This is a genomic window from Pyrococcus sp. (assembly GCF_030153625.1).
Taxonomy (GTDB): domain Archaea; phylum Methanobacteriota_B; class Thermococci; order Thermococcales; family Thermococcaceae; genus Pyrococcus; species Pyrococcus furiosus.
Genome location: NZ_JASKLM010000003.1, coordinates 35,937 through 55,282 on the forward strand (window position 1 = coordinate 35,937; position 19,346 = coordinate 55,282).

18 protein-coding genes and 1 pseudogene are annotated in these 19,346 nt (G+C 40.4%); 8 read left to right on the plus strand and 11 right to left on the minus strand.

Annotation, left to right across the window (positions count from 1 at the left end; translation table 11 throughout):
• Positions 1-82: 82 nt before the first annotated feature.
• Positions 83-763: an ACT domain-containing protein gene (locus PWP39_RS01030; RefSeq protein WP_288071999.1), complete on the minus strand. Its 681-nt coding sequence runs from the start codon at positions 761-763 to the stop codon at positions 83-85.
• A 254-nt stretch (positions 764-1,017) separates the two neighbouring features.
• Here PWP39_RS01030 and PWP39_RS01035 point away from each other — a divergent pair, with 254 nt between their 5' ends.
• The 8 genes from PWP39_RS01035 (at position 1,018) to trpA (ending at position 11,153) form a co-directional block, all read left to right on the plus strand.
• The gene (locus PWP39_RS01035) at positions 1,018-5,013 is read left to right on the plus strand and encodes a S8 family peptidase (RefSeq protein WP_288072000.1); all 3,996 of its coding nucleotides are present in this window, start codon (positions 1,018-1,020) and stop codon (positions 5,011-5,013) included.
• Positions 5,014-5,126: 113 nt separating this feature from the next.
• On the plus strand, positions 5,127-5,813 hold the full coding sequence (gene trpC / locus PWP39_RS01040) for an indole-3-glycerol phosphate synthase TrpC (protein WP_288072002.1): 687 nt from the start codon (positions 5,127-5,129) through the stop codon (positions 5,811-5,813).
• The gene (trpD, locus tag PWP39_RS01045; RefSeq protein ID WP_288072029.1) at positions 5,813-6,787 is read left to right on the plus strand and encodes an anthranilate phosphoribosyltransferase; all 975 of its coding nucleotides are present in this window, start codon (positions 5,813-5,815) and stop codon (positions 6,785-6,787) included. The genes trpC and trpD overlap by 1 nt, the downstream gene beginning before the upstream one ends.
• Complete coding sequence (locus PWP39_RS01050) at positions 6,769-8,085, plus strand: anthranilate synthase component I (protein ID WP_288072004.1); 1,317 nt, start codon at positions 6,769-6,771, stop codon at positions 8,083-8,085. Before trpD ends, PWP39_RS01050 begins: the two co-directional genes overlap by 19 nt.
• The gene (locus tag PWP39_RS01055) at positions 8,069-8,635 is read left to right on the plus strand and encodes an aminodeoxychorismate/anthranilate synthase component II (RefSeq protein WP_288072006.1); all 567 of its coding nucleotides are present in this window, start codon (positions 8,069-8,071) and stop codon (positions 8,633-8,635) included. The genes PWP39_RS01050 and PWP39_RS01055 overlap by 17 nt, the downstream gene beginning before the upstream one ends.
• Positions 8,635-9,261: a phosphoribosylanthranilate isomerase gene (locus PWP39_RS01060; protein WP_288072008.1), complete on the plus strand. Its 627-nt coding sequence runs from the start codon at positions 8,635-8,637 to the stop codon at positions 9,259-9,261. The genes PWP39_RS01055 and PWP39_RS01060 overlap by 1 nt, the downstream gene beginning before the upstream one ends.
• Complete coding sequence (trpB, locus tag PWP39_RS01065; protein WP_288072010.1) at positions 9,248-10,414, plus strand: tryptophan synthase subunit beta; 1,167 nt, start codon at positions 9,248-9,250, stop codon at positions 10,412-10,414. The genes PWP39_RS01060 and trpB overlap by 14 nt, the downstream gene beginning before the upstream one ends.
• Positions 10,407-11,153, plus strand: a complete 747-nt coding sequence (gene trpA, locus PWP39_RS01070) for a tryptophan synthase subunit alpha (protein ID WP_288072012.1) — start codon at positions 10,407-10,409, stop codon at positions 11,151-11,153. The genes trpB and trpA overlap by 8 nt, the downstream gene beginning before the upstream one ends.
• On the opposite strand, the gene PWP39_RS09720 is transcribed toward trpA, so the two are convergent.
• The 10 genes and pseudogenes from PWP39_RS09720 to PWP39_RS01115 form a co-directional block, all read right to left on the minus strand.
• Positions 11,142-11,465 carry a hypothetical protein gene (locus PWP39_RS09720; RefSeq protein WP_353851425.1) on the minus strand — a complete coding sequence of 108 codons (324 nt, stop codon included), beginning with the start codon at positions 11,463-11,465 and terminating at the stop codon, positions 11,142-11,144. The genes trpA and PWP39_RS09720 overlap by 12 nt on opposite strands.
• Positions 11,466-11,526: 61 nt before the next feature.
• Positions 11,527-11,916 (minus strand): prephenate dehydrogenase/arogenate dehydrogenase family protein, encoded by a 390-nt coding sequence (locus PWP39_RS09725; RefSeq protein ID WP_353851426.1) that lies wholly within the window; start codon positions 11,914-11,916, stop codon positions 11,527-11,529.
• Complete coding sequence (locus PWP39_RS01080; protein WP_288072014.1) at positions 11,901-12,938, minus strand: pyridoxal phosphate-dependent aminotransferase; 1,038 nt, start codon at positions 12,936-12,938, stop codon at positions 11,901-11,903. The genes PWP39_RS09725 and PWP39_RS01080 overlap by 16 nt, the downstream gene beginning before the upstream one ends.
• Entirely contained in the window at positions 12,922-13,152 is a 231-nt protein-coding gene (locus tag PWP39_RS01085; protein ID WP_011012847.1) for a chorismate mutase, read from the minus strand. The genes PWP39_RS01080 and PWP39_RS01085 overlap by 17 nt, the downstream gene beginning before the upstream one ends.
• A gap of 66 nt (positions 13,153-13,218) precedes the next feature.
• Positions 13,219-14,304, minus strand: coding sequence for a chorismate synthase (aroC, locus tag PWP39_RS01090; RefSeq protein ID WP_014835580.1), 1,086 nt, complete (start codon positions 14,302-14,304; stop codon positions 13,219-13,221).
• Positions 14,301-15,521 carry a 3-phosphoshikimate 1-carboxyvinyltransferase gene (gene aroA, locus PWP39_RS01095; RefSeq protein WP_223208981.1) on the minus strand — a complete coding sequence of 407 codons (1,221 nt, stop codon included), beginning with the start codon at positions 15,519-15,521 and terminating at the stop codon, positions 14,301-14,303. Before aroA ends, aroC begins: the two co-directional genes overlap by 4 nt.
• A gap of 76 nt (positions 15,522-15,597) precedes the next feature.
• Positions 15,598-16,506: an ABC transporter permease gene (locus PWP39_RS01100; protein ID WP_011012844.1), complete on the minus strand. Its 909-nt coding sequence runs from the start codon at positions 16,504-16,506 to the stop codon at positions 15,598-15,600.
• A complete protein-coding gene (locus PWP39_RS01105; RefSeq protein ID WP_011012843.1) occupies positions 16,499-17,488 on the minus strand; it encodes an ABC transporter permease in 990 nt (329 codons plus the stop codon). The genes PWP39_RS01100 and PWP39_RS01105 overlap by 8 nt, the downstream gene beginning before the upstream one ends.
• Positions 17,472-18,977, minus strand: a complete 1,506-nt coding sequence (locus PWP39_RS01110) for an ABC transporter ATP-binding protein (RefSeq protein ID WP_011012842.1) — start codon at positions 18,975-18,977, stop codon at positions 17,472-17,474. The genes PWP39_RS01105 and PWP39_RS01110 overlap by 17 nt, the downstream gene beginning before the upstream one ends.
• Before the next feature lie 44 nt (positions 18,978-19,021).
• Positions 19,022-19,249, minus strand: a pseudogene (locus tag PWP39_RS01115) (BMP family ABC transporter substrate-binding protein); the annotation flags it as partial.
• Positions 19,250-19,346: the final 97 nt, after the last annotated feature.

The window sequence follows — 19,346 nt, forward strand, 5'->3', positions numbered from 1 at the left end:
CACGCTCAGCTTTTCATGATTTTTATTTCTTTTGTAACATCAACTGCAAAAACATAATAAAAAGTTGCAAATAGAACAATGATTATAGCTCTCTCATCTTGATGATGAGGTCTTCAAGAACAGTGTAAGCTGAAGGAGCATCTTTCCTATCAACTAAAAGTATAGTGTCCTTGTAACATGAAATAACCTGGGTAATATTTATCCCATTTACGGCAAGAGCTGTGGTAATGAATGCCACGATTCCTGGGGTTTTTATTATTGCTAGTGGACTTATTAGGAGAATAGCTGTTTGTCCTTCTTGGATGTCAATTATTCCGCCCTTTAGTAGCTCTAGTACTTTTTCCTTTTCTTCATTTGCTATGGCTATAGTGAAAGTTTCAATCCCCTGGCTCAGCTGGAAGAACCTCGAATCTTTTGCTATTTCAACTAATTCTCTTATTTTTGATAGGACAATGTCCCTTCTTGCAGTAATTACAACCAAATCTGACTGTAGTTGGATAACCGTTTTTGAGATGACTTCCTTTATAGCTTTCTCGAACTCACTTCTTTCTTCGCTAAGCTCTTCCCCCAGTCTTATAAGAGCCATTTTTATAGCGCCAGTAGACGCTTTTATGCCTTTTTTCTTGAATTCTTCCTCTATAAATCTTGCTAGAGCACTGTAGTTTACTATTCCAAGAATCATAAGTTCCCTTATACAGGGCCTCGTTCCTATGTACTCTTTTACAAGCTTTGCTATGCTTGGTTTCTCTTCCTCTTTCCTCATTGTGCACACCCTCAACTAATACTTTAGTGGTTGATAATTATGTTGTTTTCTCCTTTTCTCCATTTTCCTTGATGAGCCTAGGAAGGCAAAATGTTGAGAGAAAAAATACTCAGTGGGGTATTCTCTCCTGTGTTCTCCCTTTAGTAATCACTAAGAGTGACAATGTTGAAGTAGGAACTTTTTTAAACACTGAAAATAGAGAACAATACTGAAATAGACTTAACTAGGATGATAAGATCTGGGGGGATACATAAATGAACAGAAAAGGGTATGGAATATTGCTAAGTTTGTTGATAGCCCTATCTCTAGTGCCAGCTTTCTCTCTAGCAGCACCACTCACAATAAAGCCATCACCAAGTCCAGAAATTTCATCTCAAATTAACAGGATACTAGAGAAAACTACAGACGAGGAAGTTAGAGTCATTATAGCTCCCGAAAAAGAAGGGGATTTCGAAGTCTACAAAAAAATAGCAGAAATTGGAGAAATCGATCCAATAAGCAAGCCACAATTCAGGTTTATAGTCGCCACTATTCCAAGATCTAAGTTAGAGGAACTGAAGAAAATTGAAGGAATATCTGGAGTATGGTTAGATAGAAAAATTGAACTACCCAAACCTGAAATTAATCACGTAACCCCTCCAGCAGAGAAGCCGGATATGTTCCTGAGTATCTTTACAACGAGGGCATACGATGCCTGGACTAACTATGATGTCTTAGGAGATAACGTTAGAGTAGCAGTACTTGATACAGGAGTTGACATGGCTCATCCGTTCTTACAGGTTACTTTAGATGGGAAACCAAAAATCATTGATGTCTTTGATGCCACAGATGAAGGTCTAACCTCTCTAACTAAGGTCGAGTACAACTCTGCACTAAATGGATTCATCATTGATAATGTAACATACACTGCTCCGTCCTATAGCTGTACAAATGTGACATACTATTTTGGCATGCTACCCGAAAGATACTTTGACATAAACTTTGATGGAAATCTAACAGAGATACCAGCCTTAGTAGTGGTCTGTGATTCTCAAGTGATTGCAGCTTTAGACTTAGATCTTGATAATGACTTCACAGAGCCTGAATACACTATTAATGGTATATACCACGATACCTTAGATTACATTCTATCGCAGGGTAACCTATCAATTGCTTTGGCATCATTTGACGTCATCAACGAAACAGCTGCAGAAGCTTACTTCTTCTGGGATGGGCATGGCCACGGTACCCACGTCTCTGGAACTATAGCAGGAGTTGGACTTCCAGACGATCCATACTTCCGTGGTGTCTATGGAATGGCTCCAAATGCTCAGATAATGGGTGTAAGAGTTCTTATTTCTGCAGGATATGGATATACAAGCTGGATCATCTATGGAATGATATACGCTGCAGCTATTGGACCAGATGGAATTGTGGACAGTGGAGATGAAGCAGATGTCATAAATATGAGTCTTGGAGGATGGCTCGACTACAATGATAATACAGATAATCCAGAAAACTTCTACGTCAACTACCTCAGCGATAGATATGGAGTTGTATTCTCAATTTCAGCCGGAAATAACGGGCCGGCACTAAATACCGGAGGTGCCCCTGGAACCTCAGACTTCGCAATAACAGTAGGTGCTTACGTTGAAGGAGTTAGGTGGGAATACCTCTATGGAGTGCCTGGTGTCAAGGATGGATTGATGCACTTCTCCTCAAGAGGACCAAGGATGGATGGAATGCTAGATCCAGATGTAATGGCTCCTGGAGGACTAGTGTTCTCTTCAGTCCCAATCTGGTACAAAGTGGCATATAATGACCCGACCTACTATTGGGACTTCTGGAGTGGTACATCAATGGCTGCACCACATGTATCGGGAGCAGCAGCTCTGCTAATAAGCTATGCAAAAGCCCACAACCTAACATATGATCCACTTAAGATAAAGCAGGCACTAATGCTCTCAGCATATAAGTACGATGACCTAAACATGGTTGATCAAGGATTTGGTCTAATCCAAGTGGATAAGGCAATAGAAGTTCTTACCAACCTAAGCTCAGAGGAGAGTGTAATGCTTTATGCAGGTGTTCCAGTCACGACATTTAGGACATTGCTAGATACTCCATGGATACCTGCAAACGGACTTAACTCATACTTTGTAGTGGAGTATGGTCTTCCATATTTATACGGAGGAATATACCTTAGAAACGAATACCCCGTATCAGTTCCAGTATATGTGTACAGCCTTAACTATAACGGAACACTCAAGGTCTACAGCTCTGTTGACTGGGTTAAGGTTAACTCAACTGAAATTTCAGTAGCTCCAGGAGAACCAGCTGTCTTTGATGTAAAGATTGACTATGACAAGATAAGTGAGCCTGGATTGTACGAGGGAATAATTTACATTGACAACCCAGAAACAACGTACTTGGAAGGATTCGTTCCAGTAACAGTGCTTGTCCCAGAAAAGCCAGTTGATGGTACGGTGGTAATTAGTGGTGAACACGAGCCTAAATCAATGAGGCCTTCAAGGTACTTCTTCGAAGTTCCTGAAGGCGTTAAGAAAGTAGAAATAACGGTAACTACGAATTCTGCAAACGAGGCAATATTCCAGCTAGTTCCACCTTATGGAACCCAGATGCTAAGATGGTTAGACTACTCTGGATTCGGACTCAGAAACAGAACAATAACATTTACCAATCCAACTCCTGGAACCTGGGAGTTAGTAGTTTATGCCTATCCCACATGGACAACAAAAGATGTTCTAACGTACACCTTTGAAATCAAGATGTACGGAGTTGAAGGAGAGCCAAGTGTTGTATTTGTAGACTTAAAGCCAGGAGAAGAGAAAGAAGTAGAAGTAAAGTTTACCAACAGGTATGCTACTGTAATAGGAAACGTCTTTGTAACTGATGATATCGAAATGTTGCCACTAGTTGTTGGAGATGGAGAATATGTATACGCCGAGAGCTTAGATACTTCAGACCTCTTATACGTTGAGGCGGGTGCCTTACCATTAGAACCTTTAGAGGAGCTTTGGATTGAGATGGGCCTTGCTCTAGAATCTAACTACCCAATGTACAGAGTTGCAAGGGGAGGAGTTGTAGATGCAATGTTACCAGAGGCTCCAATGTATGTTTATGCAGAAGGTGAAGGTGGAGACTGGTTGTTCTATCTATTCCAGATTCTAAGAGGAGATGATAACACTACAATGTTCTCGGCATATCCAAAGAACCTTCAATACTTCCTACCTGGAGATACCAGAACAGTTAAGCTAAAAGTCAGGGCCAATGAAACTGGAACGTACTTTGGAGCAGTTGGAATAGAAGATCAATTCGGCAATGTCATTGGAATTGTGCCAATAGTTGTTCAAGTTGGAGAACCTGAACTTGAAGTACAACTTGTACAGCCACAAGAAATTAAGCTTGGAGAGGAAGTAACATTAACACTTTGGGTGCTTGACAAGGCAACAATGCAACCAGTAGATACACTAGTAAAAGTTGTGATAAACGGTAAGGTATACTACACTGCCTCTGGAAAGGTCGAGTTCAAGTATATTCCAACAAGCCTTGATGAAGAAATCTCAGTTGAGGTAATATCTCCAGTATATGCAGACTATCACGGAATGTTTAAGCTAAATGTAGTGGAACCTGTGACAGAAGAAGAAGTAAAAGCGGGAGAGCTGCCACAAGTTACAGTAGCAGGAGAGAATGTGGTAGTTGAGAGTGTAGAAACTGCTGGCAGAACTGTTGAAGTTACAGTGAATGGAGAAACAGGGGAGCAAGCTGTTGTAATGGTAACACTCCCATTAAAGGCTAAGATAACTAAAGTTGAAGTTGAGCCTGCAAGTGCTCTTGTCAAGTGGTGGACAGAAAAAGGTGAAAACGCTCAATATGTATTCGTGGAAGTACAATTTGCCTCTTCAGTTACTGTAAGGGTTAGCTACACACTTCCAGTAGCTCCTTCAATCACTATGTGGAACTTCCTCAGTTACACATACTACAAGCTATATCTCAAGAAGTATGAGGAGTACATGGAGAAAGCCAAGGAGTTAGGAGTTGACGAAGAGACAATAAAGAAAGCAGAAGAGCATTACAATTTGGCTATCTCCTACTATAATAAGGCCATTGAATTGGCAGAAGGTTCTATCATATCGAGCTTAGGTGACATACGACTATTGTCTCCACTTAGACAAGCCTACCTACACTTAAAGATGGCAGTTGAGATACTTGAAGATGCCATCAAAAGTCATGAAAAACTAAGCGAATGAAATTTAGGCTTTTCTTTTCTTACTATTTTTTAATTCTCAATCTTTGGACAAATACGCCTGTCCAAATATTTAAATCTATTCTACTATTTTTGACAAAGTGGTGGGTATAATGGGTGATGGTTTTTGGGCTGACCAAGGCTATTAGAAAAACCAAGAAAAATCCAATCATAGCGGAAATTAAAGTCTATTCTCCAAAATATGGAGATCTTTTAAGGGGCAGGGATCCTCTAAAGATTCTAAGGGCATATGAAGAGGGTGGAGCTGTAGGTATTTCTTACATAACAGATCAAAAGTATTTTAAAGGGAGCTTTGACTTTCTAAAAGTTCTATGCAAGGAGACTACTCTCCCAGTGCTGAGAAAGGATTTCATAACAAGCAAAGAAGAAATTGAAAAAACAGCAGAAGTTGGAGCCTCTGCTGTTCTATTGATAACTAGGCTATTAAAGGACGAGCTGCCAGAGTTCGTAGATTATGCGAAAGAACATGGGTTAGATACTCTAGTAGAAGTTCATACTGAAGAGGATCTGAAACTTGCCATTAAAACGAATTCTACAATGATAGGGATTAACAATAGGGACATTGGCAAGCTAGAGATGGACGATGGAAATGTCTCTTTAACTGAAATTTTAGCTCCAAAAATACCAGAAAAATTCGTTAAAGTCAGTGAAAGCGGAATAGCAACATTGGAAGATTTGAGAAGAGCCTTAAGGGTGGCTGATGCTGCTCTTATTGGAACGGCCTTAATGAAAGCCGAAAACCCGGGAGAGCTTCTTAAAAAATTCGTGGAGGCTAAGATATGATGCTTGAGAAGATAGTAGAAAATAAGCATTTATCCTTCGAAGAAGCTTACGAGTTATTTAACATCCTCAAGGAAGAAAGTGAAGTCAGGATTGCAGCATATCTTGCGGCTCTCCAAACTAAAGGGTACACATCAGAGGAAATAGCGGGATTTGCAAGGGCCATGAGAGACAATGCAATTAAGTTGGATCTTGGGGAGATTCTAGACACCGCTGGGACTGGAGGGGATAAATCATTTACAATAAATGTAAGCACCGCATCGGCCCTTCTTCTATCACAATATACAAAGGTAGCTAAGCATGGCAATGTTTCCATAACATCAAAAAGTGGCTCCGCAAATCTACTGGAGGCCCTGGGAATAAACATCAGGATTCCCCCAGAGAAGGCTAAAGAGATGATTGAAAAAGCTAACTTCACATTTATATTTGCTCCTATGTATCATCCAGCCCTAAAGAGAATAATGCCTGTAAGGAAAGAACTTAGAATAAAAACTATTTTCAACATTTTAGGTCCACTAGCAAATCCAGCAAATCCAGCTTATCAAGTTGTGGGTGTTAACTCTAGAGATCTGGTAGAGAAGATGGCAAGAGCCCTAAGTTATCTCGGTGTTAAAAGGGCTGTAGTTGTTCATGGTAGCGGGTTGGATGAAGTGAGCCCAAAGAAAGAAACTACAGTTGCTGAAGTCAATAGGGATGAGATAGACATTTACACTGTTACTCCTGAGGACTTTGGGTTAGCCAGGACTAAAGTTATACCTTGCTACTCTCCGGAAGAAAGTGCTGAGAGAGTTAAAGCTGTTTTGCGGGGAAATGGAAGAGAAGAAGACAGGAATTTTATCCTATTAAATTCGGCGATGGCCCTTTATGTAGCGGGAATTGCCTCTGATTTGAAAGAGGGGGTGGAACTAGCTGAGAATGTTCTAGGAGAAAAAATGATCAAAAAATTGGAGGAGATTGCATGTTTATCAAAAAGCTAGAACGAGTGTCCCCTCTTAACTTATACTTTGTTCTTAGAGAACTTGAACATCCTTTTATCCTAATGTCGGCAGAGAAGCATAACAAAAAGGCTAGGTTCACTTACCTCTCAGCGGTACCCGAATTTATTGTAAGTATACATGAGAGAGGAACTTATCTAGATGGGAAAAAAGTATCAAAAGAAAAGAATCCATTCAAAGGGTTGAAGGGCTTTATGAAGCACTCAGTAAGTGGAGAAAGATTCATGGGCGGTTTAGTTGGATACATAGCTTATGATGCAGTTCACAACTACATAGAGGGAAATGTCGAGGAGCCTTCAGTTTTTGGCTATTATCCATGGACATACATTTATGATCATCTGGAAAATAAACTCTACTTCGTTTCTCTAGAAGAACCCCCATTTGACCCAGAGGTTATGGTGGAAAAGGCAAAAAGGGTAGAAGTTCCCAGGGATGACGGAGGAAGTTCAATTTTAAAAACTGACGCAAATAAAGAAGAGTTTATCGAAATTGTAGAAAAGGGGAAAGAGTACATATTTTCAGGAGACGTATTTCAAGTTGTCCTATCGAGAGAGTATGTAGTTGAAACGGACTTAGATCCTTTCACGATTTACCTTAGGTTGCTAGATATTAACCCCTCCCCTTACACTTTTCTCCTTGAATTCGAGAAGGTAATGGTAGGGGCATCTCCCGAAACAATGGGTTCTGTCGAAGGAAAAATTGTCAAGATAAATCCAATTGCAGGAACTGCCCCAAGGGGAAGGAACGAAGAGGAAGACAAAGCACTTGAAAGGGCTTTACTCTCCGATGAGAAAGAAAGGGCAGAGCATGTGATGCTAGTGGATTTAGCAAGAAATGATGTCAGGAGGGTTTCAAAACCCAGGAGCGTGAAAGTGGTAAGGTATTTTGATGTGGTCAAGTACAGTCATGTCCAGCACATTGAAAGTGAAGTCATTGGGGAGTTAGCTGATGATAAAGATATGTTTGATGCAATTGAGGCAACTTTTCCAGCTGGAACGTTGACAGGAGCTCCAAAGATTAGAGCAATGGAAATTATAGATGAGCTGGAAAAAAGCAGGAGAAGGGTTTACGGAGGGGCTGTCGGATACTTTTCAGTGACTGGTTATGCAGACTTTGCCATAGCAATAAGGATGGCAGAAATAGATAAGCATGCTCACATTAGAGCAGGAGCTGGAATAGTTGCAGATTCAATTCCAGAAAAAGAATTCAATGAAACTGAAAATAAGATGAGGGCCGTTCTAAAAGCTTTTGGGGTGGAGCAACATGATTCTGATAATTGATAATAGAGATTCTTTTGTCTGGAACCTTGCTGAATATGTATCATTTTTTGATGAAGCGGTGGTAGTTTCTAACAGAATAACACTCAGTGAAGTCAAAAAGCTGGATCCCGATGGTATAATAATCTCACCAGGTCCAGGTCACCCATTGGATAGAAGAGAAGTTGGCAATTCGCCTGAAATAGTTTTAGAATCAGAAGTTCCTCTCTTGGGGGTTTGCCTGGGCCACCAAATAATTGGAGCTGTTTTTGGAGGGAAGATCGGTAGAGTAACACCAAGACATGGGAAGGCTAGCCTAATTAAACATGATGGTGAGGGAGTTTATAGAGGAGTAAAGAATCCATTTTTGGCTGGAAGATACCACTCTTTAGCAGTTTTAGAGCCACCAAAGGGGTTCAAGGTCACGTCGGTTTCTCTAGATGATGGGATAATCATGGGCATTAGGCACAAAAATCTCCCAATAGAAGGAGTCCAATTTCACCCAGAGAGCGTTTTGACAAAAAGAGAAGATGGATTGAAAATTATTCAAAACTTCGTGGAGATGACGAGATAATGTTCGTAAAGATATGTGGAATAAAGAATCTTGAAGAGCTTGAAATCGTAGAAAAGCATGCAGATGCTACGGGGGTTGTCGTCAATTCAAACTCGAAGAGGAGAGTATTGCTTGAAAAAGCTAGAGAAATAATAGAAAATTCCACTATCCCAGTTTTTCTAGTTTCTACTATGGTTGGATTCTCTGAATGGGCCGTGGCAATTGAGAGAACTGGAGCTCAATACATTCAAGTTCACTCCAATGCTTTGCCTCAGACGATTGACGCATTAAAAAGAGAGTTTGGAGTTTTTGTTATGAAAGCATTTAAGGTTCCAACTATCTCCAAGAATCCTGAAGAAGATGCTAGCAGGCTTCTCTCAGAAATAGCTAGGTACAATGTTGACATGGTTCTCCTTGATACGGGGGCTGGTAGTGGAAAGCTTCATGACCTAAGAGTTTCTTCTTTAGTCGCAAGAAAAATTCCAGTTATATTGGCCGGAGGATTGAATTCTGAAAACGTTGAGGAGGTCATTAAAGTTGTGAAGCCCTATGGCGTTGATGTTTCTTCTGGAGTTGAGAAAAATGGAAGAAAGGATCCCAAGTTAGTTGAAGAATTTGTAAGGAGGGCTAAAAATGTGGTTTGGTAAGTTTGGAGGTCAATATGTGCCTGAGACTCTAATAGAGCCGTTAAAAGAGTTAGAAAAGGCTTATAAAAGGTTTAAAGACGATGAAGAGTTTAATGAGCAGTTGAATTACTACCTCAAAACTTGGGCTGGTAGACCAACGCCTTTATATTATGCCAAAAGATTGAGCGAAAAGATCGGTGGGGCAAAGATATACCTAAAGAGGGAAGATTTAGTTCACGGAGGAGCTCACAAGACGAACAATGCAATAGGGCAGGCTTTGTTAGCAAAGTTCATGGGTAAAACGAGATTAATAGCTGAAACTGGAGCTGGCCAGCATGGTGTCGCAACGGCAATGGCTGGGGCTTTACTTGGCATGAAAGTTGACATATATATGGGAGCTGAAGACGTTGAAAGGCAAAAAATGAATGTTTTCAGAATGAAACTATTGGGTGCAAATGTGATTCCAGTAAATTCTGGTTCTAGGACATTAAAGGATGCAATAAATGAAGCCTTAAGGGATTGGGTCGCCACGTTCGAATACACTCACTACTTAATAGGTTCTGTAGTTGGTCCCCATCCGTATCCAATAATAGTTAGGGACTTTCAGTCCGTGATAGGGAGGGAAGCTAAAGCTCAGATTCTTGAAGCTGAGGGACAGTTGCCTGATGTAATAGTGGCTTGTGTCGGAGGAGGAAGCAATGCAATGGGGATATTTTACCCGTTTGTAAGTGACAAGAAGGTTAAACTTGTTGGAGTCGAAGCTGGAGGCAAAGGTTTGGAGAGTGGAAAACACTCAGCATCTCTAAGTGCTGGTGAGGTAGGGGTATTCCATGGAATGCTTAGCTACTTCTTACAGGATGAGGAGGGTCAGATAAAGCCTACCCACAGCATTGCTCCTGGCCTTGACTACCCAGGAGTGGGACCTGAACATGCATACCTTAAGGAAATCCAAAGAGCTGAATACGTTACTGTAACTGATGAGGAAGCGCTGAGAGCATTTCATGAACTTTCAAGAACTGAGGGGATAATTCCTGCTCTTGAATCAGCTCATGCAGTGGCTTATGCAATGAAGCTTGCAAAAGAAATGAGCAGAGATGAGATAATAATTGTAAACCTTTCTGGAAGGGGAGACAAGGATCTTGATATAGTCTTGAGGGTGAGTAGAAATGTTTAGGGACGGTTCTCTAATTCCATATTTGACAGCAGGAGATCCAGATAGGCAATCCACTCTCAACTTCCTCCTATCTCTTGATGAGTATGCAGGGGCGATAGAACTAGGAATTCCATTTAGCGATCCAATAGCTGATGGTAAGACAATTCAAGAGTCACACTATAGGGCACTAAAAAATGGATTCAAGTTGAGGGATGCTTTCTGGATTGTTAAAGAATTTAGAAAGCATTCCAGCACTCCAATAGTCTTGATGACCTACTACAACCCAATATACAGAACGGGGATTAGGAATTTTCTATCAGAGGCGAAGGCAAGCGGTGTGGATGGAATTCTAGTTGTGGATCTTCCAGTTTTTCATGCCCAGGAGTTCACAGAGGTTGCCAAAGAAGAAGGCATTAAGACGGTATTTTTGGCGGCTCCAAACACTCCAGATGAAAGACTCAAAATTATTGATGAGATGACTACTGGGTTTGTATATCTAGTCTCTCTCTACGGGACAACAGGAGCTAGAGAGGAAATACCTAAAACTGCCTATGATCTGCTTAGAAGGGCTAAAAGGATATGCAAAAACAAGGTTGCTGTAGGCTTTGGGGTATCCAAAAGGGAGCATGTTATAAGTTTGCTTAAAGAAGGTGCTAATGGAGTTGTTGTGGGAAGTGCTTTGGTAAAGATAATAGGGAAGTATGGAGGAGAAGCTACAGAACTCTTAAAGAAAAAAGTAGAGGAACTTTTAGGGATCTAAAACTTTGTAAAACTTTTCGTATGCTTTCTTTATCTCTTCTCTTGGAATTTTTTTAGAGAGTTCGTGCACATCTGTGGAGTTCACAATTTTAAAGAATTCTTCTATCTCTTCCCTGGACCTTTTAATGACTTCTTCTATAAACCTTGGATCATCATTTAGTACTGCCTTTCCATAGATGGTAAGAAATCTAAAAGAAGTTCCCCCAAACCTTTCTAGATTGTTCTCAAGTGAGAGTTTAAGATAGGCAATGCCCAATAGATAGGGCACTCCAATAACGAATCCAATAATCCTATCATGCTCCTCCGCACTCATGAATTCAATTCTTCCACCCAGCTTCTCGATAAACTTTCCGACGTCTTCGGCATCTTTTTTCCTATTTCTTACAGGAGTGATGATAAAATAAATGCCCCCTAAAGCTCTTAGCTCCTGGACCGAACATTGGATGGACGCTCGCTACTTTTACCTCCTTGGGAAATCCTTGATACTCGGTAACCACATCTCTTTTGAACGTTGCTATGTCAAAAATCATGATATCCTTTGGATTATTTGATGATACTTCTCTCAACTCCTTAATCTGGGCCTTTATGTTCTCTATTGTGGAGGCAAGTATTATGACATCACTCCATTCGTAGGCCTCGCTGAGGGAGGAAAAGTCTAATGTTGTGTGGCTGGAATAAAATTTCACTTCTGCGTTTAATTCCTTAGAAATGACTCTTCCAAAAAGTTTTCCCATTTTGCCGTACCCACTTATTGTGATTCGCATTCTGCTACCTCCTTGATTATTTTTAGTCCCTTTTCAAGCCTATCACTCGTTAGTGAGATCCTTATGAAGTTTTGATAATTTCCAAACGCTATTCCTGGGAATGCTGAAACTCCCCTCTCGAGTAGTTTATAGACAAATTCCAACCCATCAATGGGTGTTTTGAGGAATATGTAGAATGCTCCATCGGGTTCATAGAACTCTAATCCCCTCAAGATTTTGGAGGCAAGTTCTGCTCTTCTCTTATACTCCCTACTCACTTTTTTCATTAACTCATCTCTAAGCTCCAAAGCCTTGATCCCAGCCCTTTGAACGAAAGGAGGAACACAGGTGACAGTTGATTCAATGAATGTTTTTATTTTCCTTATCTCTTCCTTATCGGCAATAGCGTATCCAAGCCTAAAGCCAGTCATTGAATACAGTTTGGAGAACCCCTTTACGGTGACCGTGTTTTCATAGAGCTCTCGAACAGGAGTAAATGACTTAAAAGAAATTTCAGCATAGATTTCATCGGAAAGAATTTTGATTCCTTTCTCTTCTGCAACTTCTACGAGTTCTTTGAGTTTTTCTCTTGGGAGTATTTTTCCAGTAGGGTTATTGGGGTAGTTGAGAATTAGGAGGTCAACATCTAAGTTGTCGTTAATTTCAGGCTCCCAGGAGTTTTCTAATGTTGTCTCAATTATTTTAACTTCTTTTTCAAAGTTCTTGGCTATCAATAGGTAGGCATTCCAGTAGGGGGCAATTACTCCAATCTTGTTGGCCATTGCTATCTCTGCAGCTATCAATATTTTGGCTCCAGGCCCAACAATTACCTCTTCTTTGCTCACTCCTTCTACTTCTGCTATCTTTTCTCTCAACTCGTTAATTCCAGTTGTACTTACATAGCCAGTTTCTCCCCTTTTTAGAGAATTTATGGCTTCTTCTATTATTTCGTTAGCTACGGGGATATCTGGTTGTCCTGCATCAAGTCGAATCTCTGGTTTTACCTCATTTATCTTATTAAATAGCTCATAAACGTTGAACATCTTTGCTAACCTCCAAAATCTTTTCAAAAATTTCCCTAAACTCGCCAGCTCTTCTTAGAACTTCTTCTTCTCTTTTTCTATCTTCTATGGGGAGATTGAGCTCTTTCTTTATTTTCCCAATTGCTTGGGCTATTTCAAGTCTCTTTTTTAGAAGAGATATTATTTGGTTGTCTATTTTATCTATCTCCTTTCTAAGGAGTTTTAATGTTGTCATTTGTTCATCTAAATTCGTTGATATTGGCGTGGCATCACCATCCCCACTTTTTGGTTGTCCTTTTATTTAAAATTCTTTGGATAGGTGGACATATCTTTCCCAGGCTAACCTCCTAAGAAAGTGATCTGCAAGCACAAAGGCCATTGCACCTTCAACCACGGGAAGAGCTTTAGGAACTATGCAGGAGTCAAATCTCCCCTTTAGCTTTATAGTTGTTTCCTTCATTTCTCTTAAATTTACGGTTTTTTGGGGAAGGTATATTGAGGGAGTTGGTTTGAACGCTATTCTAGCTACTATTGGCATTCCTGTTGTTATTCCTCCTATAATGCCTCCATGATTGTTTGTTACCGTCTGTATTTCTCCGTTCTTTATGACATAAGGGTCGTTTACTTCACTACCTCTCTTTTCACTAACCTTAAATCCAAGTCCAAACTCAACACCCTTTACAGCTGGAATTCTGAAAAATGTTGAGGCAAGATCAGCTTCTATATCATCCTCATAAGGTCCACCTAATCCTGGGGGAACGTTTATTGCAACAACCTCTACCACTCCACCAACGCTGTCTCCAGACTTTTTTGCACTTTCCATCTCCTTAAGCATCTCTTTAAATGCATCTTCATCTGGGCAGTAAGGGTTCGGAGAATTGAATATTTCCTCGATGCTCATGTTTCTAGCTTCCACTTTTCCAACTCTCTTTATATAGGCTTTAATTTTTACTCCCACTGGTTCGAGAATCTTCTTGGCGAAATATCCGGCGATTACAAAGCCTATAGTTAGCCTTCCAGAAAACCTTCCTCCTCCTCGATAGTCATTGAAGCCAAAATACTTGATCTTTGCTGGATAATCTGCATGCCCAGGTCGAGGAGTATCTTTGATCTCCTCATAATATGAAGAATCTACGTCTTTATTTTCCACAATTACTGTTATTGGAGCTCCAGTAGTGTATCCTCTAAAAACTCCGGAAATTATTATAGGTTCGTCGCTCTCTTTTCTGGCAGTTGAAAATTTGGAAATCCCCTTTCTTCTTTCAAGTTCGGCTTTTAACTCCTCCAGGTTAACTCTTATCCCAGGAGGCACTCCTTCTATTAGAACTCCTACGGCTTTCCCATGACTCTCTCCAAATAAGTGAAATGACAACATTTTCCCATTCATTTTATCACCCTCATTAAATCCTCGAAAAAGTTTGGATAGGACTTTGCAATACTTTTAGTTTCAGGAATTATACTCTCGCCCTTAGCCCCCAGGGCGAGGATTGCTAAAGCCATTGTAATCCTATGATCATTGAATGTTTTCCCCCTAAATCCCTTAGGTTGGCCACCCCAGATTTCAAGTCCATCACTAAGCTCCCTAACTCTAATTCCAGCTCTTGAAAGATTTACCGCCATTGCATGGATTCTGTCACTTTCTTTAATCCTCAACTGTCTCCCTCGTATCACACTTTTTCCTTCGGCATATGCCGCAAGAACAGCTAGGAGGGGAAATAAATCAGGAAAGTTTGAGCAATCTACATTTAATGGATTTCTTTCGTTGCTTTCAACTTCTACATACTCATCTTTTACCTTAACTTTTGCTCCATATTCCCTCAATATGTTGAGGATTTCTTTGTCTGCTTGAACGTCATCCCTCATCAAGTTTCTGACCCTTATCTTGCCGTAGAGTGCACCGGCAACTAAGAAGTTTGCCGCTGAGGAATAATCCCCTGGAACCTTAAATTTTGTCCCCTTAACTCCTGGGTCAACAAAAATTACTAGTCTCTCATTTTCTTGAGCTTTATCGTATTTAACGCCAAACTCTTCCATGGTTTTTAGTGTCATCTCAATATAAGGCTTTGAGACTGGTTTCACTATTTCGACTTTCAATCCGATCTTCGCTGCTAGTATTAGAAAGCCTGTTGCAAATTGAGAGGACTTTTCGGCCACTATGGAGACTTCTTTGGCACTAATTCTTCCCCTCCCAAAGACTTTCACTGGAAGTCTCTTTCCAATTGCTTCTACACCAATCATTCTCAAAGAAGATACTCCATCTTCCATTGGTCTCCTACGGAGCTGTTCCCTACCATCTATTACACTAACACCCTTAGCTAGGGAAGAAACTATTATTGAAATCCTTGCTGTTGTTCCAGAATCTCGGGCAAATATATAGTTTGGCCTTAATTCTTCGGGAGGATAGACCACCTCTTCTATGAGATCAGCACCAAAAGCTCTAATTGCATCTATGGTTGCAAGGGTATCATCACTAATTAGGGGTCTCTCTACTATACTTTTTTCATCTGCAAGGAGGGACAAAAAATAACCCCTATGGGTGTAGCTCTTTGAGGGCGGGGCTATTACTTCACCTTGAATTTCTTTTGGTGGAACAATTCTAAGCATGTGGAATGCTACTTCCAATGAATTTATTGTTTTTTGGATTAGTGGAGCTGGCCAGAATTTAAAAAGGGAAAGAAAGTTACTCCTTGATATAAGGTTTCCCAAGAGCCCTGGGAGCTTTAACTTTTTTCATGATTATTGTGACCACTAATAATGTTCCTATATATGGGATTATCCTAAAGAGATTTGATTCTGCGGTTATTATTCTTCCAGTGGTTTTCTGGATCTTTATTGGTACGTATATTGACAGTGCGTCAAAGAATCCAAATATAATTCCCCCCACCACTGCCATCAGTGGATTCCAATTGCTGAAAGCTACATTTGCTAGGGCTATGAATCCTCTTCCTGCCGATATAAACTTTGTAAACTGCCCTATCCATCCCACAACTAAATACGCACCTCCGAGCCCAGTTAAAGCTCCCCCCACCATCGTTGCATATAGCCTAGTTCTGTGAACGTTAACCCCCATAGCCTCAGCAGCTCTTGGATCCTCTCCACAAGCTCTCAGTTTTAAACCGCTTGGAGTTTTATATAGCCACCACCATGTAATTACTCCAACTAATATTGCCACTATTGCCATTGGGGGAATTGTAAGGTGGCCGATAATAATTACGGGCATCTTTTCTACAGAAGGAGAGGAGCCGTGACTGTGCCATAGGGCTACAAGTGAAAGTATGCTTATTCCATAGGCTAGAGAATTAAAACCAACTCCTGCAATTATTTGATCACCTTTCAAGTATACGCTGATTATCCCGTGGAGAAGTCCGGAGAGTGCTCCAACTAATATTCCAATTATGAGGCCCAGATAGGGATTTTCTGTGTAAAACGTAACTACAGTTGTGAGGAAGGCAGAGAGAATGAATATCCCCTCTAGCCCGATGTTAACCACTCCAGAGCGCTCTGTTATTACTTCTCCAACCCCAGCAAGAACCAATGGGACCATTGAAAATAATGTGTTTGAGAGAAGCACAAATACATCTTCAAGCATGCTTCTCCCTCCTAATTCTCTTGAAAATTTCTCTATACAGCTGGGGAACTGCAAGGGTTATCACTATTACACCTACTAGCGTATCTGCAAGCTCTGGTGGGGCTCCTGTTTTTAACTCAACCCATTGCCCTCCAATTATCAGTCCGCTCATAAATATTCCCGAGAATATTATTCCTATTGGATTGTTCCTTCCCAAGAGCCCTATTCCTATTCCCGTAAATCCAACTCCATATACTGTGGAGAGAGTGTCATCAATAGCATATGTTATTCCCAGGACTAAGAGGGCCCCTCCAAGGCCCGCAGCTAGACCACCCAATAGCATTGAAGAGAGAATTAGCTTGGAGGGATTGAACCCTGCATACCTTGCAGATTTAGGTGACAATCCTGACACCCTCAACTTGTACCCAAGTTCCGTAAAATTAAGGAGGTAATAGTAGAGAATAGCAATAAGAACTGCAATTATGAAAATTCCCCCTATTCTTGCTTCAGATGGGACTGGAACGGATTCATGAGGATTTTTTGGATCGTGGTATTTGGCTGATATGAGGTACGCTAGAATGTAGAACATTGTCCAGTTTATCATTATTGCCGTTATCACTTCATTAATGCCTCTGTAAACTCTAAGTGCTCCGATGAAAAGTCCTAAGGCACCTCCTGCTATTCCTCCGAGGATTAGGGCTAAAATAGGATTTCTTGTATAATAAGCAACTAGAAGGGCTGTAAGTGCACCTACATAAAGTTGGCTTTCTCCCCCTATGTTAAAAACACCTGCAAGAGCTGGTATTGAGAATGCAAGTCCTGTCAATATAAGTGGTGTGCTTTTATTAAGGAGATACTCAAGATTTCCGTACCCGTATTTAAATAGTATGATGTAAACTTTAGCCGGGTTATATCCCAACAATGTTAAGACAATTGCCCCTATTAAGAATGCAAATATTAGCGAAGATATAACTTCGAGTGTTTTCTCATTCACTTTCAGCATGCACACCACCCATTAGCAGTCCTAGCTTCTCAAGGGTGAACTCTTCAGGTTTTCCAACTGCCATAATTTGACCCTCATATATCACGGCAATTCTATCACTTAATTGAAGAATCTCATCTAGATCTGTTGAAATTAGGAGAATTCCCTTTCCTTGATCTCTAAGATTCAGTAATGTTTTTCTTATGAATTCCGTTGCTCCTATATCCAACCCTTGAGTTGGCTCTGCAACTATGAAGACCTTTGGTTCTCTGATTATCTCTCTTCCAACCATTATTTTTTGTTGGTTCCCTCCACTCAAGTGTTTTACTTTGGCAGCTAAGGATGGAGTAATGACTTCAAACCTCTCTACAATATCTTTTGCCATTTTTCTTCCCTTGTCCCAAGAAATTCTTCCGGATTTAACTACTTCAAATAAATTTGTGAGAATGGTGTTTTCTACTATGTTCATCTCTTCCACTAATCCTACTTTTCTGGAATCGGGAACGTATGCAATTCCCATCTTATATCTTTCAAGTGCTCCTGTTTTTGTAATATCTTTTTTATCAAAGATAATTTTACCTTTTTCTGGTTTTCTAACTCCTGCAAGTGTCTCAGCCAATTCTCTCTGTCCATTTCCTTGAACTCCTGCAATTCCGAGTATTTCTCCTTCCCTTATCTCTAGTGATATTCCCTTTACTGCATCTAATCCTCTATCGTCCTTTACCCAAAGATTCTCTACCTTAAGCACTGTTTTTCCTGGCTCCTTGGGCATTTTCTCAATTTTCATTACAACGTCCCTTTGCACCATCATTTTTGCTAGCTCCTTTTCCGAAACTTCACTCGTCTTCACTGTTCCAATTACCTCTCCCCTTCGCATTACGGTGACTCTATCAGTTATCTCCTTTACCTCCTTCAGTTTGTGGGTAATGAACACTATTGTAATTCCCTTTTCTTTGAGCTTTCTAAGTGTCTTGAAGAGTTCTCTAACTTCAATTGGAGTTAATACTGATGTTGGCTCATCTAGTATCAAAATCTTAGCATTTTGCATGAGTGCCTTAGTTATCTCAACTCTCTGCTGAATTCCAATAGGAAGATCCTCTACTATTTCATCAAGGGGGATTTTGAGCCCAGTTTCTTTCATCTTTTCTTTTGCAAGTTTTTTGACTTCTTTTAGGGTAATTTTTGGATTTAATGGAAGTAAGGCAAGGTAAAGGTTTTCAAGAACAGTAAAAGTTGGGACCAATGTAAAGTGCTGGTAAACCATTCCTATACCTGATCTTATTGCGTCCCAGGGCCCAGAAAATTTTACTTCTTTTCCAAAAACTCTTATTTTTCCCTTTGTTGGCTTTATCTCCCCATAGAGGATCCTCATTAGCGTTGTTTTTCCAGCTCCGTTCTCGCCAAGAAGACCATGAATTTCCCCAGCTTCTACTTTAAAGTCGACTCCCTTGAGGGCTACAACTCCATCTGGATAAACCTTTACTATATTCTCCATCTCAATTGCATTCATAACTTGGCACACCTGAAAAAAGAAGAGAAAGGGGTAATAAAAAGTTACTCTTTTTCGAGGGCGGCATCTAAGTTACCTTTCTCTAACTCCTTAATTATCTGCTCATATTCGTCGTGGCTCTGTGGTGTCTTGAACTTTATCTCTCCATTCTTTATCTTCTCCTCAAGCTCACGCACGATCTCCCAAACTTCTGGCTTTATGTACTTCTCTCTCTGCTCTTTTACTATTCTAACAACATCTTCTGGGGTCATGTCTTTTAGTTTTCCACCCTCCGACACTGTCAGGATAAGCAGTGGGACGTTAGGTTTAAGTTTCTGATACCTCTTCAGAAAAGGGGAGAGAAATGAGGACTGAAACCATTATTTACTT